The organism is Pseudomonas sp. SBT1-2 (assembly GCF_028640875.1).
GTDB classification, from domain to species: domain Bacteria; phylum Pseudomonadota; class Gammaproteobacteria; order Pseudomonadales; family Pseudomonadaceae; genus Aquipseudomonas; species Aquipseudomonas chlororaphis_I.
In genome coordinates, this window is the sequence record NZ_JAQZAA010000113.1 from 1 (window position 1) to 22061 (window position 22061).

The window sequence follows — 22061 nt, forward strand, 5'->3', positions numbered from 1 at the left end:
GGTCACGCCGACTACGTCAAAAACATGATCACTGGTGCTGCCCAGATGGACGGCGCGATCCTGGTTTGCTCGGCTGCCGATGGTCCGATGCCGCAAACTCGTGAGCACATCCTGCTGTCCCGTCAGGTAGGCGTTCCGTACATCGTTGTCTTCCTGAACAAGGCTGACATGGTTGACGACGCTGAGCTGCTGGAACTGGTTGAGATGGAAGTGCGCGATCTGCTGAGCACTTACGACTTCCCAGGTGATGACACTCCAATCATCATCGGTTCGGCTCTGATGGCTCTGAACGGCCAAGACGACAACGAAATGGGCACTACCGCTGTTAAGAAGCTGGTAGAAACTCTGGATACCTACATCCCAGAGCCAGAGCGTGCTATCGACAAGCCGTTCCTGATGCCTATCGAAGACGTGTTCTCGATCTCCGGTCGTGGCACCGTGGTAACTGGCCGTGTTGAGCGTGGTATCGTTCGCATCCAGGAAGAAGTTGAGATCGTTGGTCTGCGCGAAACTCAGAAAACCACCTGCACCGGCGTTGAAATGTTCCGCAAGCTGCTCGACGAAGGTCGTGCTGGCGAGAACTGCGGCGTTCTGCTGCGTGGCACCAAGCGTGACGACGTTGAGCGTGGCCAGGTTCTGGTTAAGCCAGGTACCGTTAAGCCGCACACCAAGTTCACTGCTGAAGTGTACGTTCTGAGCAAAGAAGAAGGCGGCCGTCATACTCCGTTCTTCAAAGGCTACCGTCCACAGTTCTACTTCCGTACTACTGACGTGACTGGTAACTGCGAGCTGCCAGAAGGCGTTGAAATGGTAATGCCAGGTGACAACATCCAGATGACTGTCACTCTGATCAAAACCATCGCGATGGAAGATGGTCTGCGTTTCGCTATCCGTGAAGGCGGTCGTACCGTCGGCGCTGGCGTCGTAGCCAAAGTCATCGAGTAATCGACGGCTCATGAAAAAGCCCCCGCTTGCGGGGGCTTTTTTATTGGGTTGACACTCTGTGGGACCGTCTATAGAATTGCGCCTCCTTTTAACGGGCGTATTGCGCCCGGTGGGAATAGCAGCCTGGAGTCTGAAATCCAATGCAAAATCAGCAAATCCGTATCAGGTTGAAGGCTTTCGACCATCGCCTGATCGACCAATCCACCCAGGAAATCGTGGAAACCGCGAAACGTACTGGTGCTCAAGTGCGTGGTCCTATTCCACTGCCTACCCGTAAAGAGCGGTTCACCGTTCTGGTCTCCCCGCACGTCAACAAAGACGCGCGTGACCAGTACGAGATCCGTACTCATAAGCGCGTACTGGACATCGTCCAGCCAACGGATAAAACCGTTGATGCACTTATGAAGCTTGATCTTGCGGCAGGTGTGGAAGTGCAGATCAGCCTCGGCTAAGACTCGGTCTTAGTCGTGTAACGCTCTGAAATGGGCGGCCATAGCGGGTGAAAGCCCCGTACACTCATGAGGTTTACAACATGACTATTGGTGTAGTCGGTCGTAAATGCGGTATGACCCGTATTTTCACCGAAGAAGGTGTCTCCATTCCGGTCACGGTCATTGAGATCGAGCCGAATCGCGTCACCCAGTTCAAAACTGAAGAAACCGATGGCTATCGTGCAGTGCAAGTCACTGTAGGTGAGCGTCGTGCTTCGCGCGTGACTGCTGCTCAAGCAGGTCACTTCGCTAAAGCGAACGTTGCTGCCGGTCGTGGCGTTTGGGAGTTCCGTCTTGAAGAAGGCGAGTACCAAGCTGGCGATCTGATCAATGCAGAAATCTTCGCAGCTGGCCAACTGGTAGATGTTACCGGTCAGTCGAAAGGTAAAGGCTTCGCCGGTACCATCAAGCGTTGGAATTTCCGCGGTCAAGATAACACCCACGGTAACTCCGTTTCCCACCGCGTCCCGGGCTCTATTGGCCAGTGCCAGACTCCTGGTCGTGTATTCAAGGGCAAAAAAATGTCCGGTCATATGGGCGCTGAGCGCGTGACCGTGCAGTCCCTGGAAGTAGTGCGCGTCGACGCTGAACGCAATCTGTTGTTGGTCAAGGGTGCTGTTCCTGGCGCTACTGGCGGCAACCTGGTTGTACGTCCGGCGGCCAAGGCTCGCGGTTAAGGGGAAGCTGACATGCAATTAAATGTAAATGACGCTCAAGCGATCGAAGTTTCCGAACTGACATTTGGCGGCGAATTCAACGAGACGCTGGTTCACCAAGCAGTCGTGGCCTACATGGCCGGCGGCCGTCAAGGTAGCAAGCAGCAAAAGACCCGTTCCGACGTTTCCGGTGGCGGCAAGCGCCCATGGCGTCAGAAAGGTACTGGCCGCGCTCGTGCCGGTACTATCCGTAGCCCAATCTGGCGTGGCGGCGGTACCACTTTCGCGGCTCGTCCACAGGATCATTCCCAGAAGCTGAACAAGAAGATGTATCGCGCAGCAATGCGTTCCATCCTTGCTGAGCTGGTGCGTACTGATCGTCTGGTCGTGGTTCAGGATTTCGCTGTTGAAACTCCGAAAACCAAAGATCTGCTGGGCAAGCTGAACAACATGAGTCTGACCGACGTTCTGATCGTGTCTGACGCTGTTGATCAGAACCTGTACCTGGCTGCTCGTAACCTGCCACACGTTGATGTACGTGACGTACAAGGTTCCGATCCAGTTAGTCTGATCGCATACGACAAAGTGTTGATCACTGTGTCGGCCGTGAAGAAATTCGAGGAGCTGCTGGGATGAACCAGGAACGCGTATTTAAAGTTCTGCTTGGCCCGCACGTTTCCGAGAAGGCTACGGTTCTGGCAGACAAGAAAGGCCAGTTCGTTTTCAAGGTTGCTACTGACGCAACCAAGCTGGAAATCAAGAAGGCCGTCGAAAGCCTGTTCAGCGTGAAAGTGGAGCGCGTTACTACCCTGAACGTTCTGGGTAAGAGCAAGCGTACCGCTCGCGGTCTGGGCAAGCGTAATGACTGGAAGAAGGCAGTTATCTCCCTTCAGCCAGGCCAAGATCTCGATTTCAGCAGCAGTGCTGAGTAAGGAAGGGGTGCATCATGGCAATCGTTAAATGCAAACCGACTTCCCCTGGCCGCCGTTTTGTGGTCAAGGTGGTCAACCAGGAGCTGCATAAAGGCGCTCCTCACGCACCGCTGCTCGAGAAGAAATCGAAGTCTGGTGGTCGTAACAACAATGGCCGTATTACCACTCGTCACGTTGGTGGTGGTCATAAGCAGCACTACCGTCTGGTCGACTTCCGTCGCAACGACAAAGATGGCATCGCTGCCACTGTCGAGCGTATCGAATACGATCCAAACCGTACTGCTCACATCGCTTTGCTGCTGTACGCAGACGGCGAGCGTCGCTACATCATCGCCCCTAAAGGCGTGAGCGCTGGCGACCAGCTGATCGCAGGTGCTCTGGCACCGATCAAGCCGGGCAACGCTCTGCAACTGCGTAACATTCCAGTTGGTAGCACCGTACACGGCATCGAACTGAAGCCAGGTAAAGGCGCGCAAATCGCTCGTTCCGCTGGTGCTTCGGCTCAGCTGATCGCTCGTGAAGGTGTCTATGTGACCCTGCGTCTGCGTTCTGGTGAGATGCGTAAAGTCCTGGCTGAATGCCGTGCGACCCTGGGCGAAGTCTCGAACTCCGAGCACAGCCTGCGTTCGCTGGGTAAAGCTGGTGCCAAACGCTGGCGTGGCGTTCGCCCAACCGTTCGTGGTGTTGCCATGAACCCGGTTGACCACCCACATGGTGGTGGTGAAGGTCGTACCTCTGGTGGTCGTCATCCGGTATCGCCATGGGGCTTCCCGACTAAGGGCGCGAAGACTCGTGGTAATAAGCGTACCGACAAAATGATCGTCCGTCGTCGCAAGTAAATAGAGGGATACGACAGTGCCACGTTCTCTGAAAAAAGGTCCTTTTATTGATCTTCACCTACTGAAGAAGATCGAAGTGGCGGCGGAAAAGAACGATCGCAAACCAGTTAAGACCTGGTCGCGCCGTTCCATGATCCTGCCACAAATGGTCGGTCTGACCATTGCTGTGCATAACGGTCGTCAACATGTTCCAGTTCTCGTGAACGAAGACATGGTCGGCCACAAACTGGGCGAGTTCGCCGGTACCCGTACATATCGCGGGCACGTGGCTGACAAGAAAGCCAAGCGTTAAGGGGTAAGGAACGATGGAAGTAGCCGCTAAGTTGTCGGGCGCTCGAATCTCCGCCCAGAAAGCCCGCTTGGTCGCCGACCAGATCCGCGGGAAGAAGGTGGGCGAAGCGCTCAACCTGTTGGCTTTCAGCAGTAAGAAAGCCGCCGAGATCATGAAGAAAGTGCTGGAGTCGGCCGTAGCCAACGCCGAGCATAACGAAGGCGCAGACGTTGATGACCTGAAGGTCTCCACCGTTTTCGTCAACGAAGGGCGTTCGCTGAAGCGCATCATGCCACGTGCCAAAGGCCGTGCTGATCGCATCGTCAAGCGGTCTTGCCATATCACTGTCAAGGTTGCTGACAAGTAACGGAGTCGAAGAGATGGGTCAGAAAGTACATCCCATTGGCATTCGCCTGGGAATCGTCAAGGAGCACACCTCCGTCTGGTACGCAGACGGTCGGACTTATGCGGACTATTTGCTCGCAGATCTGAATGTGCGTGAGTACCTCCAAGACAAACTAAAAAGCGCGTCCGTAAGCCGTATCGATATCCATCGTCCGGCTCAAACTGCACGCATCACCATCCACACCGCTCGTCCCGGCATCGTGATCGGCAAGAAAGGTGAAGATGTTGAGAAACTGCGTCAGGACCTGACCAAGCAAATGGGTGTGCCTGTGCACATCAATATCGAAGAGATCCGCAAGCCGGAGCTCGACGGTATGCTGGTTGCCCAGAGCGTAGCTCAGCAGCTGGAGCGTCGTGTAATGTTCCGTCGCGCTATGAAGCGCGCAGTACAGAACGCCATGCGCATTGGTGCCAAAGGCATCAAAATCCAAGTGAGCGGTCGTCTCGGCGGTGCTGAAATCGCACGTACTGAATGGTATCGCGAAGGTCGTGTGCCACTGCACACCCTGCGTGCCGATATCGACTATGCCACCTACGAAGCTCACACCACTTACGGTGTGATCGGTGTGAAGGTTTGGATCTTCAAAGGCGAAGTAATTGGTGGTCGCCAAGAAGAGCTGAAGCCACAAGCACCAGCGCCTCGTAAAAAAGCTGCTAAGTAAGGGGTACGCCAAATGTTGCAACCAAAGCGTACGAAGTTCCGCAAGCAAATGACCGGCCACAACCGTGGTCTGGCATTGCGCGGTAGCAAAGTCAGCTTCGGCGAGTTCGCGCTGAAGTCTGTTGCTCGTGGTCGTCTCACCGCTCGTCAGATCGAGTCAGCGCGTCGCGCTCTGACCCGTCACGTAAAACGTGGCGGCAAGATCTGGATCCGTGTATTCCCGGACAAGCCTATTTCCAAGAAGCCACTCGAAGTTCGGATGGGTAAAGGTAAGGGTAACGTCGAATACTGGGTTGCCCAGATTCAGCCAGGCAAAGTCCTGTATGAAATCGAGGGTGTTTCTGAAGAGCTGGCGCGTGAGGCTTTCGCCCTGGCTGCTGCAAAGCTGCCGCTCGCCACCTCCTTTGTTAAACGGACGGTGATGTGATGAAAGCGAATGAACTTCGTGAAAAATCCGCACAGCAGCTGAACGAGCAACTGCTCGGCCTGCTGCGCGACCAGTTCAATCTGCGTATGCAGAAGGCAACTGGCCAGTTGGGGCAGTCTCATCTGCTCTCGCAAGTTAAACGTGACATCGCTCGCGTGAAGACTGTGCTCAACCAGCAGGCAGGTAAGTAATCATGGCTGAAGCCGAAAAAACTGTCCGTACGCTGACTGGCCGTGTTGTCAGCGACAAGATGGACAAGACCATCACCGTTCTGATCGAGCGTCGCGTTAAGCACCCTATCTACGGTAAATACGTTAAGCGTTCGACTAAGCTGCACGCGCACGACGAAACCAACCAGTGCCACATCGGCGACAAAGTCACTATTCGTGAAACTCGTCCGATGGCCAAGACCAAGTCTTGGGCTCTGGTTGATGTTCTCGAACGCGCTGTGGAAGTCTAAGGGCTAAGGGTCGGAGAAATTATATGATTCAGACTCAATCCATGCTCGATGTGGCCGATAACAGCGGCGCTCGCCGCGTTATGTGCATCAAGGTGCTGGGTGGCTCCCATCGTCGTTACGCTGGTATCGGTGACATCATCAAAGTTACCGTCAAGGAAGCAATTCCTCGCGGTAAGGTGAAGAAAGGTCAAGTGATGACTGCTGTTGTAGTCCGCACTCGCCATGGTGTCCGTCGTGCTGACGGCTCCATCATCCGCTTTGATGGCAACGCTGCTGTTCTGTTGAACAACAAGCAAGAGCCGATCGGCACCCGTATCTTTGGGCCAGTGACCCGTGAACTTCGTACTGAGAAGTTCATGAAGATCGTCTCGCTCGCCCCAGAAGTGCTGTAAGGAGATCCGACATGCAAAAGATTCGTCGTGACGACGAGATCATCGTGATCGCCGGCAAAGACAAGGGTAAGCGCGGTAAGGTGCTTAAGGTTCTCGCTGACAACCGTCTGGTTGTTGGTGGTCTGAACCTGGTCAAGCGTCATACCAAGCCTAACCCGATGTCGGGCGTACAGGGCGGTATCGTCGAGAAAGAAGCGCCACTGCACGCTTCCAACGTCGCCATTTTCAACGGCGAAACCAACAAGGCTGACCGCGTTGGTTTCAAAGTAGAAGACGGCAAAAAAATTCGTGTCTTCAAGTCGACCCAAAAAGCGGTTGATGCTTGAACACTGCTAGGTAGAAGACCATGGCACGACTACAAGAGATTTACCGGAAGGAAATCGCTCCGAAACTTAAGGATGAACTTAAGCTTTCGAACGTGATGGAAGTTCCGCGCGTTACCAAAATCACCCTGAACATGGGTCTGGGCGAAGCGATCGGCGACAAAAAAGTCATCGAGCACGCTGTTGCTGACCTGGAAAAGATCACCGGCCAGAAAGTCGTTGTGACCTACGCTCGGAAATCCATCGCTGGCTTCAAAGTCCGTGAAGGTTGGCCGATCGGCGTCAAAGTGACCCTGCGCCGTGAGCGTATGTACGAGTTCCTGGATCGTCTGCTGTCGATCTCCCTGCCTCGGGTTCGCGACTTCCGCGGCCTGAATGCCAAGTCCTTCGATGGTCGTGGCAACTACAGCATGGGCGTGAAAGAGCAGATCATCTTCCCGGAAATCGACTACGACAAGATCGATGCTCTCCGCGGTCTGGACATTACCCTGACCACCACTGCCAAGAACGATGATGAAGGCCGCGCTCTGCTGCGTGCTTTCAAATTCCCGTTCCGCAACTGATTGGAGTAGGAAAATGGCCAAGAAGAGCATGAAAAACCGTGAGCTGAAGCGTCAGCTCACCGTTGCCAAGTACGCCACCAAGCGTGCAGCGCTGAAAGCTATCATCGTCGATCTGAACGCAAGTCCAGAAGCGCGTTGGGAAGCTACCGTAGCTCTGCAGAAGCAGCCACGTGACGCGAGCGCTTCGCGCATGCGTAACCGCTGCCGCCTGACTGGTCGTCCGCACGGCGTTTACCGCAAGTTCGGCCTCGGCCGTAACAAGCTGCGTGAAGCTGCAATGCGTGGTGACGTACCAGGTCTGGTTAAAGCCAGCTGGTAATAGCTATCAAAGTCGCGGTGTTCGGGGTTGCAAGATCCTGACCACCGGTGGCCTTGAACATGAATCAAGCCCCTTTTGGGGCTTGATTCATTTCTGGGGTGTGTCTAGAATGACCGGCTCGCCTGAGCCCGTGTTTTTTGCCCGGAATTTCTCGGCGACAAGCTGTAGCCGCAAGGCTCATTTTTTTTGTATCAGGAGCGTCTAGCCCATGAGTATGCAGGACCCGTTAGCGGACATGCTAACTCGAATCCGTAATGCCCAGATGGCTGAAAAGTCCGTCGTAAGCATGCCGTCTTCCACGCTGAAGGTGGCTGTAGCAAAAGTCCTGAAGGACGAAGGTTACATCGCGGGTTATCAGATCAGCAGCGAAACCAAGCCACTGCTGTCCATCGAGCTGAAATACTTCGAAGGCCGTCCGGTCATCGAAGAAGTGAAGCGCGTTAGCCGTCCAGGCCTGCGTCAGTACAAGTCCGTTGAAGATCTGCCGAAAGTTCGTGGCGGTCTCGGCGTGTCTATCGTCTCCACCAACAAAGGTGTGATGACTGATCGTGCTGCGCGCGCTGCCGGTGTCGGCGGCGAAGTTCTTTGCACTGTGTTCTAAGGGGGGATAAGCATGTCTCGCGTCGCTAAGAACCCCGTTAAGCTGCCAGCTGGTGTTGAAGTTAAATTCGCCGGCCAACAGCTTTCGGTGAAGGGTGCCAAGGGCACTCTCGAACTGAACGTACACTCGTCCGTTGAAATTGTTCAGGAAGCTGGTGAGCTGCGTTTCGCTGCTCGCAATGGCGACCAACAAACTCGCGCAATGGCCGGTACCACTCGTGCGTTGGTAAACAACATGGTCCAAGGCGTAAGCCAAGGCTTCGAGCGCAAGCTCCAGCTGGTCGGTGTTGGTTACAAAGCGCAAGCAAAAGGCACAGTGCTGAACCTGGCCCTTGGCTTCTCGCATCCAGTGGACTACGAGCTGCCGGAAGGCATCACCGCTGAGACTCCTAGCCAGACCGATATCCTGATCAAGGGCATCGACAAGCAGCTGGTAGGTCAAGTGGCCGCTGAGATCCGCGACTTCCGTCCACCAGAGCCTTACAAAGGTAAAGGTGTGCGCTACGCGGACGAAGTCGTCCGTCGTAAAGAAGCCAAGAAGAAGTAGGGCATAGCAAATGACCGACAAAAAAGTTACTCGACTGCGTCGCGCTCGCAAAGCACGCCTGAAAATGCACGAACTCGAAGTCGTGCGTCTCTGCGTGTTCCGCTCTTCGCAGCACATCTACGCCCAGGTCATTTCGGCCGACGGCAACAAAGTCCTGGCAAGCGCCTCGACTTTGGATAAAGAACTGCGTGATGGCGCCACTGGCAACATCGACGCGGCCACTAAGGTTGGCCAGCTGGTCGCTACGCGTGCAAAAGCCGCTGGCGTCTCGCAGGTGGCTTTCGACCGCTCTGGCTTCAAGTACCACGGCCGCGTCAAGGCGCTGGCTGATGCTGCTCGTGAAGCTGGGCTGGAGTTCTAAGTTATGTCAAATAACGACCAAAAGCGCGACGAAGGCTACATCGAGAAGCTGGTTCAAGTTAACCGCGTAGCCAAAACCGTAAAAGGCGGCCGTATCTTCACTTTCACCGCGTTGACCGTGGTTGGTGATGGTAAAGGTCGCGTTGGCTTCGGCCGTGGCAAGTCGCGTGAAGTGCCTGCTGCGATCCAGAAGGCAATGGAAGCTGCTCGCCGCAACATGATCCAGGTTGATCTGAACGGCACCACTCTGCAGTACGCAATGAAGTCCGCTCACGGCGCTTCGAAGGTGTACATGCAGCCTGCTTCTGAAGGTACCGGTATCATCGCTGGCGGCGCTATGCGTGCTGTCCTCGAAGTTGCTGGCGTTCAGAACGTTCTGGCCAAGTGCTACGGCTCGACTAACCCAGTAAACGTGGTTCACGCCACTTTCAAGGGTTTGAAAGCAATGCAGTCCCCTGAATCCATTGCCGCCAAGCGTGGCAAAAGCGTCCAGGAGATCATCTGATCATGGCTACCGTTAAAGTAACGCTGATCAAAAGCATGACCGGCCGTATCCCTAACCACAAACTGTGCGTTAAGGGTCTGGGTCTGCGTCGCATCGGTCACACTGTAGAAGTCCAGGATACTCCCGAGAACCGCGGGATGATCAACAAGGCTTACTACATGCTGCGTGTCGAGGGTTAATCGATGAAACTCAATGATCTGAGTCCAGCGCCGGGTTCCCGTCGCGAAAAGCATCGTCCGGGCCGTGGTATCGGTAGTGGTTTGGGTAAGACTGGTGGCCGTGGTCACAAAGGTCAGACTTCCCGCTCCGGTGGCACCATTGCTCCAGGCTTTGAAGGCGGTCAACAGCCGCTGCATCGTCGCCTGCCGAAGTTCGGTTTCGTATCCCTGAAAGCCATGGATCGCGCAGAAGTGCGTCTGTCCGAGTTGGCTAAAGTGGAAGGCGACATCGTCACCGTGCAGTCCCTGAAAGATGCCAACGTGATTAACCAAAACGTACAGCGTGTGAAAATCATGCTGTCCGGCGAAGTTACTCGCGCTGTGACTATCAAGGGCATCGCAGCCACCAAAGGTGCGCGTGCGGCTATCGAAGCAGCTGGCGGCAAGTTCGAGGAATAAATGGCTAAGCAAGGTGCTCTCTCTGCGCTCGGCAAAGGCGGTATGTCTGAACTCTGGGCTCGTCTGCGTTTTCTGTTCTTGGCGATTATCGTCTACCGAATAGGCGCACACATCCCGGTTCCAGGTATCAACCCTGACCGACTCGCAGACCTGTTTCGACAGAATGAGGGGACCATTCTTAGCTTGTTCAACATGTTTTCCGGCGGCGCGCTGGAACGGATGAGCATCTTTGCACTGGGGATCATGCCGTACATCTCGGCATCGATCATCATGCAGCTGATGACCGCCGTCAGCCCGCAGCTGGAGCAGTTGAAGAAGGAAGGTGAGGCTGGCCGTCGCAAGATCAGCCAGTACACCCGCTACGGCACTGTCGTCCTAGCTCTTGTTCAGGCCATCGGCATGTCCGTTGGCCTGGCAGGGCAGGGCGTTGCGTTCACTGGTGACTTTGGCTTCCATTTCGTCGCGGTATCCACTTTTGTGGCTGGTGCGATGTTCATGATGTGGCTGGGTGAGCAGATTACTGAGCGTGGTGTTGGCAACGGTATCTCGATGTTGATTTTCGCAGGTATCGTCGCCGGTCTTCCGAGAGCGATCGGGCAGTCTTTCGAGTCTGCGCGTCAGGGTGATATCAACATTTTTGCCCTGGTTGCCATCGGTTTGCTGGCAGTAGCGATTATCGGTTTTGTGGTGTTCATTGAGCGTGGTCAGCGTCGTATTGCTGTTCACTATGCCAAGCGTCAGCAGGGCCGCAAGGTGTTTGCTGCGCAGACTAGCCACTTGCCGCTGAAAGTGAATATGGCAGGCGTTATTCCTGCTATTTTCGCGAGCAGCATTTTGCTGTTCCCGGCTTCGTTGGGTGCCTGGTTCGGTCAGTCTGAAGGTATGGGCTGGTTGCAGGACATCTCGCAGTCGATCGCTCCTGGTCAGCCGTTGAATATTCTGCTGTTTAGTGCAGGGATTATTTTCTTCTGCTTCTTCTATACGGCGTTGATGTTCAATCCGAAAGACGTAGCGGAAAACCTGAAGAAGTCCGGTGCCTTTATTCCGGGCATCCGTCCAGGTGAGCAGTCGGCGCGCTACATTGATGGCGTTCTGACCCGCTTGACCATGTTCGGTGCTCTATATATGACGGCCGTCTGTCTGTTGCCCCAGTTCCTGGTGGTTGCAGCAAACGTTCCGTTCTACCTTGGCGGGACCTCGTTGCTGATCGTGGTCGTGGTTGTTATGGACTTTATGTCGCAAGTACAATCGCACCTCGTTTCGCACCAGTACGAATCCCTGATGAAGAAAGCCAACCTGAAGGGTTACGGCAGCGGCATGCTGCGCTGACCCATAAGGTTCGAGGAGTTGGTGATGAAAGTTCGTGCATCGGTGAAAAAGCTGTGCCGTAACTGCAAGATTATTCGCCGCGAAGGTGTTGTTCGAGTAATTTGCAGCGCGGAACCGCGTCACAAACAGCGCCAAGGCTGAGTGTGATTGTGCTTCAAGCCCAGCAGCTAGTGCGCTGCTGGGTTGATTATTTGTTATTACAGCGATATTATCTCGCGCCCTATTTCTTGGCTTCCGGGGCGTAGGTAGCTGTCAATTGGAGTCCCACTGAATGGCCCGTATTGCAGGCGTTAACATTCCAGATAACAAGCATACTGTTATCTCGCTGACCTACATCTATGGTGTTGGTCGCACGACTGCGCAGAAAATCTGTGCAGAGACTGGGGTCAACCCAGCCGCAAAGATCAAGGATCTGAGCGACGAGCAAATTGAACAGCTGCGTGGCGAAGTGGCGAAGTTCACCACTGAAGGTGACCTGCGTCGCGAAATCAACATGAAAATCAAACGCTTGATGGATCTGGGCTGCTACCGCGGTCTGCGCCATCGTCGTGGTCTGCCAGTACGCGGTCAGCGTACCAAGACCAACGCGCGTACTCGCAAAGGTCCGCGTAAGCCGATCCGCAAGTAATCGCACCAGCGAATCGACAGGAATTTAGTCATGGCAAAACCTGCTGCTCGTCCTCGTAAAAAGATTAAAAAGACAGTGGTTGATGGCATCGCCCACATCCACGCGTCTTTCAACAACACCATCGTGACCATCACCGACCGTCAAGGTAACGCTCTTTCCTGGGCAACCTCCGGTGGTTCGGGTTTCCGCGGTTCCCGCAAGTCCACCCCGTTCGCTGCTCAAGTAGCTGCTGAGCGTGCTGGTCAAGCTGCGCTGGAATATGGCCTGAAAAACCTCGACGTTAACGTCAAGGGCCCAGGTCCAGGTCGTGAATCCGCAGTCCGCGCTTTGAACGGCTGTGGCTACAAGATCGCCAGCATCACCGACGTGACGCCAATCCCGCACAACGGGTGCCGTCCGCCGAAGAAGCGCCGCGTGTAATCCAGGAGATTGTAAAGAATGGCTCGTTACATTGGTCCAAAATGCAAACTGGCTCGTCGCGAAGGCACCGATCTCTTCCTGAAGAGCGGCGTGCGCGCTATCGAATCCAAGTGCAACATCGAAGCAGCACCTGGTATCCACGGCCAGCGCCGCGGTCGCCAGTCCGACTACGGCACCCAACTGCGTGAAAAGCAGAAGGTCCGTCGTATCTACGGCGTTCTCGAGCGTCAATTCAGCGGCTACTACAAAGAAGCTGCTGGCAAGAAAGGTGCAACCGGTGAGAACCTGCTGCAACTGCTCGAATGCCGTCTGGACAACGTTGTATACCGTATGGGCTTCGGTTCGACTCGTGCCGAATCCCGTCAGCTGGTATCGCACAAGTCGATCAGCGTAAACGGTCAGACCGTTAACGTTCCGTCCTACCAGGTTCGTGCTGGTGACGTGGTTGCTGTTCGCGAGAAAGCAAAAAACCAACTTCGCATTGTCCAAGCTCTCGATCTGTGTGCCCAACGTGGCCGCGTAGAATGGGTAGAAGTAGACACTGAGAAGAAGTCGGGCGTTTTCAAGAACGTTCCAGCTCGCAGTGATCTGTCCGCCGACATCAACGAAAGCCTGATTGTCGAGCTCTACTCCAAGTAAGGGCTAGAAAATAGGTGCATCCATGCAGATTTCGGTAAATGAGTTCCTGACACCCCGCCATATTGATGTGCAGGTTGTCAGTCCAACCCGCGCCAAGATCACCCTCGAGCCTCTCGAGCGTGGTTTTGGCCACACCCTGGGCAACGCGCTGCGCCGCATCCTGTTGTCCTCAATGCCCGGCTGTGCAGTAGTCGAGGCCGAGATTGACGGTGTGCTCCACGAGTACAGCGCCATCGAAGGTGTACAGGAAGACGTAATTGAAATCCTGTTGAACCTTAAAGGTCTGGCTATCAAGCTGCACGGCCGTGACGAAGTTACGCTGACCTTGTCGAAGAAGGGTTCGGGGGTGGTTACCGCTGCCGATATTCAGCTGGATCATGATGTCGAGATCGTTAACCCCGATCACGTAATCGCTAACCTGGCGTCTAACGGCGCCCTGAACATGAAGCTCGTAGTAGCTCGTGGTCGTGGTTATGAACCGGCAGACTCGCGTCAGAGCGATGAAGACGAAAGCCGCAGCATCGGTCGCTTGCAGCTTGACTCTTCGTTCAGCCCGGTTCGCCGTATCGCATACGTGGTGGAAAACGCCCGTGTCGAGCAGCGTACCAACCTGGACAAGCTGGTTATTGATCTGGAAACCAACGGTACCCTGGATCCTGAAGAGGCTATCCGTCGTGCTGCAACCATCCTGCAACAGCAGTTGGCTGCGTTCGTCGACCTCAAGGGTGACAGTGAGCCAGTGGTAATCGAGCAGGAAGACGAGATCGATCCGATCCTGCTTCGCCCGGTTGACGATCTGGAACTGACTGTACGTTCGGCTAACTGCCTTAAGGCGGAAAACATTTACTACATCGGCGACCTGATTCAGCGTACCGAAGTAGAACTGTTGAAGACTCCGAACCTTGGCAAGAAATCCTTGACTGAAATCAAGGACGTTCTGGCCTCCCGCGGTCTGTCCCTCGGCATGCGCCTCGACAACTGGCCGCCTGCAAGTCTTAAGAAGGACGACAAGGCGACTGCCTGATCGTCGTAATCACCGAACGTTGTGTTTGGTAAGGAATGAACCATGCGTCATCGTAAAAGTGGTCGTCACCTGAGCCGCACCAGCTCGCACCGCAAGGCCATGTTCCAAAACATGGCGGTGTCGCTGTTCGAGCACGAGCTGATCAAAACTACACTGCCGAAAGCCAAAGAACTGCGCCGCGTTGCTGAGCCGCTGATCACTTTGGCCAAGACAGACAGCCTGGCTAACCGCCGTCTGGCTTTCGACCGTACTCGTTCGAAAGCTATCGTTGGTAAGCTCTTCAACGACCTGGGCAAGCGTTACGCTACCCGTGAGGGTGGCTACCTGCGCATCCTCAAGTGCGGTTTCCGCGCTGGCGACAACGCGCCTATGGCGTACGTCGAGTTGGTTGATCGTGCTGTCGGCGGTGAAGCTGTATCCGCTGAGTAAGACGTCAAATACAAAGAACCGGGCCTAGTGCCCGGTTTTTTGTGTCTGTTGTATTAGAAAAATACTATCGATAGTAATCATTTAATGCATTTGATGCTGTCATCTTGATGGTCGATACTCCTCGTCAGCCGATTAGCCGGCAGTTCCAAGACTGACAGAGGAAGATTGAGCATGAGCCAAAACAAAACGCTTACCACCGCAAGTGGCGCTCCAGTCGCCGATAACCAGAATTCCCGTTCTGCTGGCCCTCGTGGCCCGCTGCTGCTCGATGATTTTCATCTGATCGAGAAGCTTGCCCACTTCAACCGTGAAAACATTCCTGAGCGTCGCGTGCACGCCAAGGGTTCGGGTGCCTACGGTACTTTCACTGTGACCCGCGACATCACCGAATACACCAGCGCCAAGCTTTTCGAGTCCGTAGGTAAGCAAACCCCTACGTTCCTGCGTTTCTCGACCGTAGGTGGCGAACGTGGCTCGGCTGATACCGAGCGTGACCCACGCGGCTTTGCCCTGAAGTTCTATACCGAAGAAGGTAACTGGGACATCGTTGGCAACAACACACCTGTGTTCTTCATTCGCGACCCGCTGAAGTTTCCCGACTTTATCCACACCCAGAAACGTCTGCCGCAGAGCAACCTGAAGAGCGGCCAGGCAATGTGGGACTTCTGGTCGCACTCGCCTGAAGCGCTGCACCAGGTCACCATCCTGTTCTCGGATCGCGGGATTCCGGACGGCTATCGTCATATGCACGGCTTTGGCAGCCACACCTACAGCCTGATCAACGCCAAAGGCGAGCGTCACTGGGTGAAATGGCACTACAAGACCAAGCAAGGCATCAAGAACCTGGCACCGGCCGAGGCTGCCCGCCTGGCGGGTACCGACCCGGATTACGCCCAGCGTGACCTGTTCAACGCGATCGAGCGCGGCGACTTCCCGAAATGGAGCGTGTGCATTCAGATCATGACCGAGGCTGAGGCTGCCGCTCATTACGAGAACCCGTTCGACGTGACCAAGACCTGGTCGCAGAAGGAGTTCCCGCTGATCGAAGTCGGTGAGCTGGAGTTGAACCGCAATCCACTGAACTATTTCGCGGAAGTCGAGCAGGCTGCCTTTGGTCCTAGCAACATGGTTCCGGGTGTCGGCCTGTCACCGGATCGCATGCTGCAAGGCCGCGTATTCGCTTACGCCGACGCTCATCGCTACCGTGTTGGCACCAACCACCAGCAACTGCCGGTCAACGCCCCACGCAGCCCAGTGAACAGCTACCAGCGTGACGGCGCCATGGCCTTTGGCAGCAATGGTGGTGCGGCACCGAACTACGAGCCGAACAGCTACGCCGACGCGCCGAAACAGGCTCCTCGCTACGCAGAGCCGGCCTTGGCACTCAGCGGTGCGGCGGATCGTTACGATCACCGCGAAGACACCGACTACTACAGCCATGCAGGCGCTCTGTTCCGCCTGATGAACGATCAGCAGCAAGCCCTGTTGATCAACAACATCGCCGGTGCGATGGCGGGTGTCAGCTCGGATGTGGTTCAGCGTCAGCTGCAACATTTCTTCAAGGCTGACCCGGCTTATGGAGAAGGTGTCGCAAAGGCGTTGGGTGTACAGCTTAACTAAGTCTAAACGATAAGCAGAACCGCCCTCATTTGGGCGGTTTTTGCGTTTTTTCGGCTACTTTTCTCTGGAATTCTTCACTTTGTTAGCGTTTTTACAGTGACCTGCAAGTCAGCTTGGTTCAAAATACAGACTTTCAAGCAGGGAGATGTAGGGCGATGCAAGGTCACCCGGACGTAATCGATTACCTCAACACGTTGCTGACGGGCGAGCTGGCAGCACGTGACCAATATTTCATCCACTCGCGTATGTATGAAGACTGGGGCTTCAGCAAGCTCTACGAGCGCATCAATCACGAGATGGAAGAAGAGACTCAACACGCCGATGCATTGATGCGCCGCATCCTGATGCTCGAAGGCACGCCACGCATGCGCCCTGACGATCTGGATATCGGTACCACCGTGCCGGATATGTTCGCCGCTGACCTGCGCCTGGAGTACAAGGTCCGCGCAGCGCTGTGCAAGGGCATCGAGCTGTGCGAGAAGCACAAGGACTATGTCAGCCGCGACATCCTGCGTGTGCAGTTGGCCGATACCGAAGAAGACCATACCTACTGGCTGGAAAAGCAGTTGGGTCTGATCAAGTCGATCGGTCTGGAAAACTACCTGCAGTCGCAGTTCTGATGCGCTAGCCCTTTCCTGCAGGCAACTGCAGGGCTCTGACGGGCACAAAAAAGCCCCTGCCATTTCCCAATGGCAGGGGCTTTTTCATGGGGCTCAGGCCCGGTCGCGGGTCAGCAGTGGCTTGAGGTAGTAACCGGTATGGGATTGCGGCATCTCTGCCAATTGCTCCGGTGTACCTACGGCAATGATCTGACCGCCCTTGGAACCGCCTTCCGGCCCCAGGTCCACCAGCCAGTCGGCAGTCTTGATCACATCCAGGTTGTGCTCGATCACCACCACAGTGTTGCCGTGGTCGCGCAGGCGATGCAGAACGTCCAGCAACTGCTGGATATCGGCGAAGTGCAGGCCGGTGGTTGGCTCGTCGAGGATGTAGAGGGTCTTCCCTGTATCGCGCTTGGACAGCTCGCGAGACAGCTTGACCCGCTGCGCTTCACCGCCGGACAAGGTCGTCGCCGACTGCCCCAGCTTGATATAGGACAGCCCCACGTCCATCAGCGTCTGCAGCTTGCGCGCCAGTGCCGGCACCGGGTCGAAGAACTCCCGCGCTTCCTCGATGGTCATTTCCAGGACCTCGTGGATGCTCTTGCCCTTGTATTTGATCTCAAGGGTTTCGCGGTTGTAGCGCTTGCTCTTGCACACATCGCACGGCACGTAGATATCCGGCAGGAAGTGCATTTCCACCTTGATCAGGCCGTCGCCCTGGCAGGCTTCGCAGCGGCCGCCCTTGACGTTGAAGGAGAAGCGGCCCGGACCGTAGCCGCGTGAGCGCGATTCGGGAACCCCGGCAAACAGTTCGCGAATCGGCGTGAACAGCCCGGTGTAGGTCGCCGGGTTGGAGCGGGGGGTGCGACCGATCGGGCTCTGGTCGATATCCACCACCTTGTCCAGGTGCTGCAGGCCGTTGATGCTGTCGTGCGCAGCGGCTTCCAGCGTGGTCGCGCCGTTCAGCGCCGTGGCACTGAGGGGGAACAGGGTGTTGTTGATCAGGGTCGATTTACCCGAGCCGGAGACACCGGTCACGCAGGTCAGCAGGCCGATCGGAATCTCCAGGTCGACGTTGCGCAAGTTGTTGCCGCGGGCCCCCTTGAGGGACAGCGAAAGCTTCTTGTTGCGTGGCGTACGCTTGGCCGGCACGGCGATTTTCACCCGACCGGAGAGGTACTTGCCAGTCAGTGAGTCGGGATGGGACATCACCTCGTCGGGTGTACCTTCGGCGACGATCTGCCCGCCATGTACGCCGGCTCCCGGGCCGATGTCCACCACATAGTCGGCCAGGCGAATGGCGTCCTCGTCGTGTTCGACCACGATCACCGTGTTGCCGATATCCCGCAGGTGTTTCAGGGTGCCCAGCAGACGGTCGTTGTCGCGCTGGTGCAGACCGATGGAGGGTTCATCGAGGATGTACATCACTCCTACCAGGCCGGCGCCGATCTGGCTGGCCAGGCGGATCCGCTGCGCCTCGCCGCCGGACAGGGTGTCGGCGCTGCGATCCAGGGTCAGGTAGTCCAGGCCGACGTTGACCAGGAACTGCAGGCGCTCGCGGATCTCCTTGAGGATCTTGTCGGCGATCTCGCCACGGCGTCCGGTCAGCGACAAGGTGCCGAAGTAATCGGTGGCATCGCCGATCGGCAGGCTGGTGACGGCCGGCAAAGTCTTCTCGCCGACCCACACGTGGCGTGCTTCACGACGCAGGCGGGTACCACGGCAGTCCGGGCACGGCTGGGTGCTGAGGAACTTGGCCAGCTCCTCGCGCACGGTGGCCGATTCGGTCTCGCGGTAGCGACGTTCCAGGTTCGGCACGATGCCTTCGAACGGGTGGGAGCGCTTGACGATATCGCCACGATCGTTGAGGTACTTGAAGTCGACGTTCTGCGTGCCGCTGCCGTTGAGGATGACCTTCTGCTGGTCGGCCGGCAGCTGGTTGAACGGTACTTCCAGGCTGAAGCCGTAATGCGACGCCAGCGAGCCGAGCATCTGGAAGTAATAGACGTTGCGCCTGTCCCAGCCGCGAATCGCCCCTTCGGCCAGGGTCAGCTCGCCATTGACCAGGCGCTTGATGTCGAAGAACTGCTTGACCCCCAGGCCGTCGCAGGTCGGGCAGGCACCGGCCGGGTTGTTGAAGGAGAACAGCTTGGGTTCCAGTTCGCTGATGGCGTGGCCGCAGATCGGGCAGGCGAAGCGCGCGGAGAAGATGATTTCTTCGCCGGGTTCGTCGTCCATTGGCGCCACCAGGGCGATACCGTCGGCCAGCTTCAGCGCGGTCTCGAACGACTCGGCCAGACGCTGCTGCAGGTCGGTGCGGACCTTGAAGCGGTCGACCACCACATCGATCGAGTGCTTTTTCTGTTTATCCAGCTTCGGCAACTCATCCAGCTCGTAGAGCTTGCCGTTGACCCGGGCGCGAACGAAGCCCTGGGCGCGCAGTTCCTCGAAGACCGACAGGTGCTCGCCCTTGCGCTCGCGAATCACCGGCGCCAGCAGCATCAGCTTGCTGCCTTCCGGCTGGGCCAGCACCAGGTCGACCATCTGGCTGACGGTCTGGGCTTCCAGCGGGATGTCGTGATCCGGGCAGCGTGGCGTACCCACGCGTGCATACAGCAGGCGCAGGTAGTCGTAGATCTCGGTGATGGTGCCGACGGTGGAGCGCGGGTTGTGCGAGGTGGATTTCTGTTCGATGGAAATCGCTGGCGACAAACCTTCGATGGTGTCGACGTCGGGTTTTTCCATCATCGACAGGAATTGCCGGGCATAGGCCGACAGCGACTCGACATAACGGCGCTGGCCTTCGGCATACAAGGTGTCGAACGCCAGAGACGATTTGCCGGATCCGGACAGGCCGGTGATGACGATCAGTTTGTCCCGTGGCAGGGTCAGGTCGATGTTCTTCAGGTTGTGGGTTCGGGCCCCACGAATCAGGATCTTGTCCAAAGTGGCCTCGCTCGGCGGGCGTCGAAAACGTAGGAGTATAAGGGCAAATACTGGATGGATGCACACTATCAAATGAGGTCTGTGCAGCCGTAGATGAAACCTGCGCGGCAAAGCGTCGCCATATACCCCGTCAATCGATCGGACTGGTAGAATCGCCGCCGGTTCACACGAGGTTTTTCCATGCATGATCCCCACAGCGAGCGCATGAGTGGCGCCGAGACCCGCGCGGCAAGCGGTCTGGCCCTGGTGTTCGCCTTCCGTATGCTTGGCATGTTCATGGTGTTGCCGGTCCTGGCGACCTATGGGATGGATCTGGCAGGAGCGACCCCGGCCCTGATCGGGTTGGCGATCGGCGCTTACGGCCTGACCCAGGCGATTTTCCAGATCCCGTTCGGGATCATTTCCGACCGTATCGGTCGTCGTCCGGTGATTTACCTGGGGCTGATCGTCTTTGCCCTGGGCAGTGTGCTGGCGGCCAACGCCGACTCGATCTGGGGCGTGATCGCCGGGCGCATCCTGCAGGGTGCCGGGGCGATTTCCGCGGCGGTCATGGCGCTGTTGTCGGACCTGACCCGCGAGCAGCACCGCACCAAGGCCATGGCCATGATCGGCATGACCATCGGCCTGTCCTTTGCCGTGGCCATGGTGGCCGGCCCGCTGCTGACCCGCGCTTTCGGTTTGTCCGGGCTGTTCTTCGCCACCGGCGGCATGGCGCTGCTGGGCATTTTCATCGTTGCCTTCATGGTGCCGCACTCGACCGGCCCATTGCAGCACCGTGAGTCCGGGGTCGCGCGCCAGGCGCTGTTGCCGACGCTCAAGCATCCGGACCTGTTGCGCCTGGATCTTGGTATCTTCGTGTTGCATGCGATGCTGATGTCGAGCTTCGTCGCCTTGCCGCTGGCCTTGGTGGAAAAAGCCGGCCTGCCCAAGGAACAGCACTGGTGGGTCTACCTCACCGCGCTGTTGATCTCCTTCTTCGCCATGATCCCGTTCATCATCTACGGCGAGAAAAAACGCAAAATGAAACGAGTTCTGCTGGGCGCGGTCAGTACGCTGCTGCTCACCGAGCTATTCTTCTGGGAGTTCGGCGACAGCCTGCGGGCGCTGGTGATCGGCACGGTGGTGTTCTTCACCGCGTTCAACCTGCTGGAAGCTTCGCTGCCGTCGCTGATCAGCAAGGTTTCACCGGCCGGCGGCAAGGGCACGGCCATGGGGGTCTATTCCACCAGCCAGTTCCTCGGCTCGGCACTGGGCGGCATTCTCGGCGGCTGGTTGTTCCAGCATGGCGGTTTGTCGGTTGTGTTCCTGGGGTGTGCAGGACTTGCTGCCCTGTGGTTGGCCTTTGCTGTTACCATGCGCGAACCTCCTTACGTGACGAGCCTGCGCTTGCCGTTATCGCCCGAAGCGATCCGCGAAGCCGGTCTGGTCGAGCGCCTGAAGGCCGTTGTTGGGGTAACAGATGCAGTGATGGTGGCCGAAGAAGCCGCCATTTACATCAAATTGGACACCGAATTATTGGATCGCGCGACCCTCGAGCAGCTGGTCAACCCAGCCCGATCGGCGTGTGAAGCCTAGGAGAACGTTATGGCCCGTGGGGTTAACAAAGTCATATTGGTCGGCACTTGCGGCCAGGATCCTGAAGTTCGCTACCTGCCTAACGGTAACGCCGTGACCAACCTGAGTCTGGCCACCAGCGAACAGTGGACCGACAAGCAAACCGGTCAGAAGGTCGAGAAGACCGAGTGGCACCGTGTGTCGATGTTCGGCAAGGTCGCGGAAATCGCCGGCGAATACCTGCGCAAAGGTTCGCAGGTCTACATCGAAGGCAAGCTGCAGACCCGCGAGTGGGAAAAAGACGGCATCAAGCGCTACACCACTGAAATCATCGTCGACATGCAGGGCACCATGCAGCTGCTGGGCGGCCGTCCACAGGGCGACCAGGGCCAGGGCATGGGCAACTCCGCGCCACGTCCGCAGCAGTCGCGTCCACAGCCTTCGCAGGCGCCACAACGCGAATCGCGTCCAGCGCCTCAGCAGTCCTCGCCACAGCCGGCGCAGAACTTCGACGACAGCTTCGATGACGATATTCCGTTCTAAGAGAGCCCTCTCGG

At 56.7% G+C, this 22061-nt stretch carries 34 protein-coding genes; 33 read left to right on the forward strand and 1 reads right to left on the reverse strand.

Annotated elements, in window-relative coordinates; all coding sequences use genetic code 11:
* From tuf to bfr, 31 genes are all read left to right on the forward strand, one after another.
* Nucleotides 1-945 (forward strand): elongation factor Tu (gene tuf / locus PVZ78_RS27290; RefSeq protein WP_273828732.1); only part of this gene is annotated, 945 nt, incomplete at its 5' end.
* 140 nt (nucleotides 946-1085) lie between these two features.
* Nucleotides 1086-1397 carry a 30S ribosomal protein S10 gene (gene rpsJ / locus PVZ78_RS27295; RefSeq protein WP_003186070.1) on the forward strand — a complete coding sequence of 104 codons (312 nt, stop codon included), beginning with the start codon at nucleotides 1086-1088 and terminating at the stop codon, nucleotides 1395-1397.
* Nucleotides 1398-1477: 80 nt separating this feature from the next.
* On the forward strand, nucleotides 1478-2113 hold the full coding sequence (gene rplC / locus PVZ78_RS27300) for a 50S ribosomal protein L3 (RefSeq protein ID WP_007924205.1): 636 nt from the start codon (nucleotides 1478-1480) through the stop codon (nucleotides 2111-2113).
* A gap of 12 nt (nucleotides 2114-2125) precedes the next feature.
* Nucleotides 2126-2728 (forward strand): 50S ribosomal protein L4, encoded by a 603-nt coding sequence (gene rplD, locus PVZ78_RS27305; RefSeq protein ID WP_007924200.1) that lies wholly within the window; start codon nucleotides 2126-2128, stop codon nucleotides 2726-2728.
* Nucleotides 2725-3024, forward strand: coding sequence for a 50S ribosomal protein L23 (gene rplW / locus PVZ78_RS27310; RefSeq protein WP_002555488.1), 300 nt, complete (start codon nucleotides 2725-2727; stop codon nucleotides 3022-3024). The genes rplD and rplW overlap by 4 nt, the downstream gene beginning before the upstream one ends.
* 14 nt (nucleotides 3025-3038) lie before the next feature.
* Nucleotides 3039-3863 (forward strand): 50S ribosomal protein L2, encoded by an 825-nt coding sequence (gene rplB / locus PVZ78_RS27315; RefSeq protein WP_007924198.1) that lies wholly within the window; start codon nucleotides 3039-3041, stop codon nucleotides 3861-3863.
* Nucleotides 3864-3879: 16 nt separating this feature from the next.
* On the forward strand, nucleotides 3880-4155 hold the full coding sequence (gene rpsS / locus PVZ78_RS27320; protein ID WP_002555486.1) for a 30S ribosomal protein S19: 276 nt from the start codon (nucleotides 3880-3882) through the stop codon (nucleotides 4153-4155).
* A 13-nt stretch (nucleotides 4156-4168) separates the two neighbouring features.
* Entirely contained in the window at nucleotides 4169-4501 is a 333-nt protein-coding gene (gene rplV / locus PVZ78_RS27325) for a 50S ribosomal protein L22 (protein WP_003103908.1), read from the forward strand.
* 13 nt (nucleotides 4502-4514) lie between these two features.
* Nucleotides 4515-5201, forward strand: coding sequence for a 30S ribosomal protein S3 (rpsC, locus tag PVZ78_RS27330; protein ID WP_007924192.1), 687 nt, complete (start codon nucleotides 4515-4517; stop codon nucleotides 5199-5201).
* A gap of 12 nt (nucleotides 5202-5213) precedes the next feature.
* Nucleotides 5214-5627: a 50S ribosomal protein L16 gene (rplP, locus tag PVZ78_RS27335; protein ID WP_003228729.1), complete on the forward strand. Its 414-nt coding sequence runs from the start codon at nucleotides 5214-5216 to the stop codon at nucleotides 5625-5627.
* A complete protein-coding gene (gene rpmC / locus PVZ78_RS27340; protein WP_002555481.1) occupies nucleotides 5627-5818 on the forward strand; it encodes a 50S ribosomal protein L29 in 192 nt (63 codons plus the stop codon). The genes rplP and rpmC overlap by 1 nt, the downstream gene beginning before the upstream one ends.
* 2 nt (nucleotides 5819-5820) lie before the next feature.
* The gene (gene rpsQ, locus PVZ78_RS27345) at nucleotides 5821-6087 is read left to right on the forward strand and encodes a 30S ribosomal protein S17 (protein ID WP_003194644.1); all 267 of its coding nucleotides are present in this window, start codon (nucleotides 5821-5823) and stop codon (nucleotides 6085-6087) included.
* Between the two features lie 23 nt (nucleotides 6088-6110).
* Nucleotides 6111-6479 (forward strand): 50S ribosomal protein L14, encoded by a 369-nt coding sequence (gene rplN / locus PVZ78_RS27350; RefSeq protein ID WP_002555479.1) that lies wholly within the window; start codon nucleotides 6111-6113, stop codon nucleotides 6477-6479.
* Between the two features lie 11 nt (nucleotides 6480-6490).
* On the forward strand, nucleotides 6491-6805 hold the full coding sequence (gene rplX, locus PVZ78_RS27355) for a 50S ribosomal protein L24 (RefSeq protein ID WP_003186046.1): 315 nt from the start codon (nucleotides 6491-6493) through the stop codon (nucleotides 6803-6805).
* A 20-nt stretch (nucleotides 6806-6825) separates the two neighbouring features.
* Nucleotides 6826-7365, forward strand: coding sequence for a 50S ribosomal protein L5 (rplE, locus tag PVZ78_RS27360; protein WP_007924186.1), 540 nt, complete (start codon nucleotides 6826-6828; stop codon nucleotides 7363-7365).
* A gap of 13 nt (nucleotides 7366-7378) precedes the next feature.
* Nucleotides 7379-7684 carry a 30S ribosomal protein S14 gene (rpsN, locus tag PVZ78_RS27365; protein WP_003228726.1) on the forward strand — a complete coding sequence of 102 codons (306 nt, stop codon included), beginning with the start codon at nucleotides 7379-7381 and terminating at the stop codon, nucleotides 7682-7684.
* A gap of 208 nt (nucleotides 7685-7892) precedes the next feature.
* Entirely contained in the window at nucleotides 7893-8285 is a 393-nt protein-coding gene (rpsH, locus tag PVZ78_RS27370; protein WP_003228724.1) for a 30S ribosomal protein S8, read from the forward strand.
* A 12-nt stretch (nucleotides 8286-8297) separates the two neighbouring features.
* Entirely contained in the window at nucleotides 8298-8831 is a 534-nt protein-coding gene (rplF, locus tag PVZ78_RS27375; RefSeq protein WP_007924185.1) for a 50S ribosomal protein L6, read from the forward strand.
* Nucleotides 8832-8841: 10 nt separating this feature from the next.
* Entirely contained in the window at nucleotides 8842-9192 is a 351-nt protein-coding gene (gene rplR, locus PVZ78_RS27380) for a 50S ribosomal protein L18 (protein ID WP_003186037.1), read from the forward strand.
* A gap of 3 nt (nucleotides 9193-9195) precedes the next feature.
* Nucleotides 9196-9696, forward strand: a complete 501-nt coding sequence (gene rpsE / locus PVZ78_RS27385; RefSeq protein ID WP_007924184.1) for a 30S ribosomal protein S5 — start codon at nucleotides 9196-9198, stop codon at nucleotides 9694-9696.
* A gap of 2 nt (nucleotides 9697-9698) precedes the next feature.
* Nucleotides 9699-9875: a 50S ribosomal protein L30 gene (gene rpmD, locus PVZ78_RS27390; protein ID WP_003176408.1), complete on the forward strand. Its 177-nt coding sequence runs from the start codon at nucleotides 9699-9701 to the stop codon at nucleotides 9873-9875.
* A 3-nt stretch (nucleotides 9876-9878) separates the two neighbouring features.
* Nucleotides 9879-10313, forward strand: coding sequence for a 50S ribosomal protein L15 (gene rplO / locus PVZ78_RS27395; protein WP_007924183.1), 435 nt, complete (start codon nucleotides 9879-9881; stop codon nucleotides 10311-10313).
* On the forward strand, nucleotides 10314-11642 hold the full coding sequence (secY, locus tag PVZ78_RS27400; RefSeq protein WP_007924182.1) for a preprotein translocase subunit SecY: 1329 nt from the start codon (nucleotides 10314-10316) through the stop codon (nucleotides 11640-11642).
* A gap of 24 nt (nucleotides 11643-11666) precedes the next feature.
* Nucleotides 11667-11783, forward strand: coding sequence for a 50S ribosomal protein L36 (gene rpmJ, locus PVZ78_RS27405; RefSeq protein WP_002555468.1), 117 nt, complete (start codon nucleotides 11667-11669; stop codon nucleotides 11781-11783).
* A gap of 130 nt (nucleotides 11784-11913) precedes the next feature.
* Nucleotides 11914-12270 carry a 30S ribosomal protein S13 gene (gene rpsM, locus PVZ78_RS27410; protein WP_009045849.1) on the forward strand — a complete coding sequence of 119 codons (357 nt, stop codon included), beginning with the start codon at nucleotides 11914-11916 and terminating at the stop codon, nucleotides 12268-12270.
* Nucleotides 12271-12300: 30 nt separating this feature from the next.
* Entirely contained in the window at nucleotides 12301-12690 is a 390-nt protein-coding gene (gene rpsK, locus PVZ78_RS27415) for a 30S ribosomal protein S11 (protein ID WP_007924177.1), read from the forward strand.
* 18 nt (nucleotides 12691-12708) lie between these two features.
* Nucleotides 12709-13329: a 30S ribosomal protein S4 gene (gene rpsD, locus PVZ78_RS27420; protein WP_003176404.1), complete on the forward strand. Its 621-nt coding sequence runs from the start codon at nucleotides 12709-12711 to the stop codon at nucleotides 13327-13329.
* Nucleotides 13330-13351: 22 nt separating this feature from the next.
* Nucleotides 13352-14353, forward strand: coding sequence for a DNA-directed RNA polymerase subunit alpha (locus tag PVZ78_RS27425; RefSeq protein ID WP_007924176.1), 1002 nt, complete (start codon nucleotides 13352-13354; stop codon nucleotides 14351-14353).
* Between the two features lie 42 nt (nucleotides 14354-14395).
* Nucleotides 14396-14782 carry a 50S ribosomal protein L17 gene (rplQ, locus tag PVZ78_RS27430; RefSeq protein ID WP_007924175.1) on the forward strand — a complete coding sequence of 129 codons (387 nt, stop codon included), beginning with the start codon at nucleotides 14396-14398 and terminating at the stop codon, nucleotides 14780-14782.
* A 171-nt stretch (nucleotides 14783-14953) separates the two neighbouring features.
* Nucleotides 14954-16402 carry a catalase gene (locus PVZ78_RS27435; RefSeq protein WP_016702645.1) on the forward strand — a complete coding sequence of 483 codons (1449 nt, stop codon included), beginning with the start codon at nucleotides 14954-14956 and terminating at the stop codon, nucleotides 16400-16402.
* A 155-nt stretch (nucleotides 16403-16557) separates the two neighbouring features.
* A complete protein-coding gene (gene bfr / locus PVZ78_RS27440) occupies nucleotides 16558-17022 on the forward strand; it encodes a bacterioferritin (RefSeq protein ID WP_007924173.1) in 465 nt (154 codons plus the stop codon).
* Between the two features lie 93 nt (nucleotides 17023-17115).
* Here the strand turns inward: bfr and uvrA are convergent, their stop codons facing one another.
* The gene (gene uvrA / locus PVZ78_RS27445) at nucleotides 17116-19950 is read right to left on the reverse strand and encodes an excinuclease ABC subunit UvrA (RefSeq protein ID WP_016702646.1); all 2835 of its coding nucleotides are present in this window, start codon (nucleotides 19948-19950) and stop codon (nucleotides 17116-17118) included.
* 180 nt (nucleotides 19951-20130) lie between these two features.
* Here uvrA and PVZ78_RS27450 point away from each other — a divergent pair, with 180 nt between their 5' ends.
* Both PVZ78_RS27450 and PVZ78_RS27455 read left to right on the forward strand, forming a co-directional pair.
* A complete protein-coding gene (locus PVZ78_RS27450; protein WP_009051114.1) occupies nucleotides 20131-21525 on the forward strand; it encodes an MFS transporter in 1395 nt (464 codons plus the stop codon).
* Between the two features lie 9 nt (nucleotides 21526-21534).
* Nucleotides 21535-22047, forward strand: a complete 513-nt coding sequence (locus PVZ78_RS27455) for a single-stranded DNA-binding protein (protein ID WP_009045846.1) — start codon at nucleotides 21535-21537, stop codon at nucleotides 22045-22047.
* The last annotated feature ends 14 nt before the right edge of the window (nucleotides 22048-22061 follow it).

Excerpts from the sequence above, each read along its gene's own strand:
- rpsJ (WP_003186070.1), top strand. The coding sequence starts at position 1,086 with ATGCAAAATCAGCAAATCCGTATCAGGTTGAAGGCTTTCGACCATCGC.
- rplC (WP_007924205.1), top strand. The coding sequence starts at position 1,478 with ATGACTATTGGTGTAGTCGGTCGTAAATGCGGTATGACCCGTATTTTC.
- rplD (WP_007924200.1), top strand. The coding sequence starts at position 2,126 with ATGCAATTAAATGTAAATGACGCTCAAGCGATCGAAGTTTCCGAACTG.
- rplW (WP_002555488.1), top strand. The coding sequence starts at position 2,725 with ATGAACCAGGAACGCGTATTTAAAGTTCTGCTTGGCCCGCACGTTTCC.
- rplB (WP_007924198.1), top strand. The coding sequence starts at position 3,039 with ATGGCAATCGTTAAATGCAAACCGACTTCCCCTGGCCGCCGTTTTGTG.
- rplV (WP_003103908.1), top strand. The coding sequence starts at position 4,169 with ATGGAAGTAGCCGCTAAGTTGTCGGGCGCTCGAATCTCCGCCCAGAAA.
- rpsC (WP_007924192.1), top strand. The coding sequence starts at position 4,515 with ATGGGTCAGAAAGTACATCCCATTGGCATTCGCCTGGGAATCGTCAAG.
- rplP (WP_003228729.1), top strand. The coding sequence starts at position 5,214 with ATGTTGCAACCAAAGCGTACGAAGTTCCGCAAGCAAATGACCGGCCAC.
- rpmC (WP_002555481.1), top strand. The coding sequence starts at position 5,627 with ATGAAAGCGAATGAACTTCGTGAAAAATCCGCACAGCAGCTGAACGAG.
- rpsQ (WP_003194644.1), top strand. The coding sequence starts at position 5,821 with ATGGCTGAAGCCGAAAAAACTGTCCGTACGCTGACTGGCCGTGTTGTC.
- rplN (WP_002555479.1), top strand. The coding sequence starts at position 6,111 with ATGATTCAGACTCAATCCATGCTCGATGTGGCCGATAACAGCGGCGCT.
- rplX (WP_003186046.1), top strand. The coding sequence starts at position 6,491 with ATGCAAAAGATTCGTCGTGACGACGAGATCATCGTGATCGCCGGCAAA.
- rplE (WP_007924186.1), top strand. The coding sequence starts at position 6,826 with ATGGCACGACTACAAGAGATTTACCGGAAGGAAATCGCTCCGAAACTT.
- rpsN (WP_003228726.1), top strand. The coding sequence starts at position 7,379 with ATGGCCAAGAAGAGCATGAAAAACCGTGAGCTGAAGCGTCAGCTCACC.
- rpsH (WP_003228724.1), top strand. The coding sequence starts at position 7,893 with ATGAGTATGCAGGACCCGTTAGCGGACATGCTAACTCGAATCCGTAAT.
- rplF (WP_007924185.1), top strand. The coding sequence starts at position 8,298 with ATGTCTCGCGTCGCTAAGAACCCCGTTAAGCTGCCAGCTGGTGTTGAA.
- rplR (WP_003186037.1), top strand. The coding sequence starts at position 8,842 with ATGACCGACAAAAAAGTTACTCGACTGCGTCGCGCTCGCAAAGCACGC.
- rpsE (WP_007924184.1), top strand. The coding sequence starts at position 9,196 with ATGTCAAATAACGACCAAAAGCGCGACGAAGGCTACATCGAGAAGCTG.
- rpmD (WP_003176408.1), top strand. The coding sequence starts at position 9,699 with ATGGCTACCGTTAAAGTAACGCTGATCAAAAGCATGACCGGCCGTATC.
- rplO (WP_007924183.1), top strand. The coding sequence starts at position 9,879 with ATGAAACTCAATGATCTGAGTCCAGCGCCGGGTTCCCGTCGCGAAAAG.
- secY (WP_007924182.1), top strand. The coding sequence starts at position 10,314 with ATGGCTAAGCAAGGTGCTCTCTCTGCGCTCGGCAAAGGCGGTATGTCT.
- rpmJ (WP_002555468.1), top strand. The coding sequence starts at position 11,667 with ATGAAAGTTCGTGCATCGGTGAAAAAGCTGTGCCGTAACTGCAAGATT.
- rpsM (WP_009045849.1), top strand. The coding sequence starts at position 11,914 with ATGGCCCGTATTGCAGGCGTTAACATTCCAGATAACAAGCATACTGTT.
- rpsK (WP_007924177.1), top strand. The coding sequence starts at position 12,301 with ATGGCAAAACCTGCTGCTCGTCCTCGTAAAAAGATTAAAAAGACAGTG.
- rpsD (WP_003176404.1), top strand. The coding sequence starts at position 12,709 with ATGGCTCGTTACATTGGTCCAAAATGCAAACTGGCTCGTCGCGAAGGC.
- PVZ78_RS27425 (WP_007924176.1), top strand. The coding sequence starts at position 13,352 with ATGCAGATTTCGGTAAATGAGTTCCTGACACCCCGCCATATTGATGTG.
- rplQ (WP_007924175.1), top strand. The coding sequence starts at position 14,396 with ATGCGTCATCGTAAAAGTGGTCGTCACCTGAGCCGCACCAGCTCGCAC.
- PVZ78_RS27435 (WP_016702645.1), top strand. The coding sequence starts at position 14,954 with ATGAGCCAAAACAAAACGCTTACCACCGCAAGTGGCGCTCCAGTCGCC.
- bfr (WP_007924173.1), top strand. The coding sequence starts at position 16,558 with ATGCAAGGTCACCCGGACGTAATCGATTACCTCAACACGTTGCTGACG.
- PVZ78_RS27450 (WP_009051114.1), top strand. The coding sequence starts at position 20,131 with ATGCATGATCCCCACAGCGAGCGCATGAGTGGCGCCGAGACCCGCGCG.
- PVZ78_RS27455 (WP_009045846.1), top strand. The coding sequence starts at position 21,535 with ATGGCCCGTGGGGTTAACAAAGTCATATTGGTCGGCACTTGCGGCCAG.